Genomic DNA, 1,163 nt, shown 5'->3' with positions numbered 1-1,163 from the left:
AAACAGAAGCTGGAGTTTGTGCGGCTGGCTACGGCCGAGGGGGCGAATGTGAGCGCCTTGTGCCGACGCTTTGGGATTGGTCGAACCTGCGCTTACAAGTTGCTCGCGCGCTGGCAGGCTTTTGGCGCGACCGGGCTTTTGGAGGAGACGCGCCGGCCGCGGTCGAGCCCGACGCGCAGCACGCCCGAGATCGAGGCGGCAGCGCTTTCGGTGCGCACGACGCATCCGGCCTGGGGCGGGCGCAAGATCGCCCGAGTGCTGGCACGTCAGGGGCTTGGCCATCCGGCCGCCTCGACGGTGACTGGTATCCTGCGCCGCAACGGCGTCGAACTGGGCGCGCTGGGCGGCGGGGCCAAAGCGTTCATCCGCTTCGAGCACGCCGCGCCCAACGACCTGTGGCAGATGGACTTCAAGGGCCATGTGCCGTTGCGCGCCGGGCGGCTGCATCCGCTGACCGTGCTCGACGATCATTCGCGGTTCTCGCTGGTGCTGGAAGCTTGCCCCGACCAGACCACCGAAACTGTCAAAACCCGCCTGATTGCGGCCTTCCGGCGCTACGGCCTGCCGTGGCGCATCGCCACCGACAACGGCCCGCCCTGGGGCGATGGCGGCCGCAACAACTTCACCATGCTCGGCATCTGGCTGATCGAGAATGGCATGTTGGTCAGCCATTCCAGACCCTGCCACCCACAGACACTGGGCAAGGAGGAGCGTTTCCACCGCACGCTCAAGGCCGAGGCGCTGCAGGGGCCGCCCTTCGACAGCCTGCAGGCGGCGCAGTGCGCTTTCGACGCTTGGCGCCACATCTACAACACCGAGCGGCCGCACCAGGCCATTGCCGGCGCTGTGCCGCTCGATCGCTATCGTGCCTCGACGCGCGACTTCGCCGATGCCGTCCAGCCGTTCGAATACGCGCCCGGCGACCAGGTCCGCAAAATCCAGCAGAAAGGCACAACCTCGCTGTTCGGCCATGCCATCAAAATCTGCAAGGCTTTTGCCGGCAAAGCCGTCGCCTTCCGCCCAACCGAAACCGACGGCGTTTTCGATGCCTACTTCCGTCACCAGAAAATCCAGACCATCGACCTCAACGCAAGCCAACGATAGGATGCCAAACTGTTCGCGATGTCCTCGCACACCTGTTCGCGATGTCCCCGGTCCAAACA

1 protein-coding gene is annotated in these 1,163 nt (G+C 65.5%); it reads left to right on the top strand.

From position 1 onward, the window contains the following. The first annotated feature begins 9 nt into the window (after nucleotides 1-9). Nucleotides 10-1,104 carry an IS481 family transposase gene (locus tag JT360_RS33120; protein ID WP_250889249.1) on the top strand — a complete coding sequence of 365 codons (1,095 nt, stop codon included), beginning with the start codon at nucleotides 10-12 and terminating at the stop codon, nucleotides 1,102-1,104. Nucleotides 1,105-1,163 lie beyond the last annotated feature (59 nt).

Origin of the sequence: Mesorhizobium sp. dw_380 (assembly GCF_018588885.1) — a bacterium.
Taxonomy (GTDB): Bacteria; Pseudomonadota; Alphaproteobacteria; order Rhizobiales; family Rhizobiaceae; genus Mesorhizobium.
This window is presented reverse-complemented; position numbering and strand designations above follow the sequence as displayed.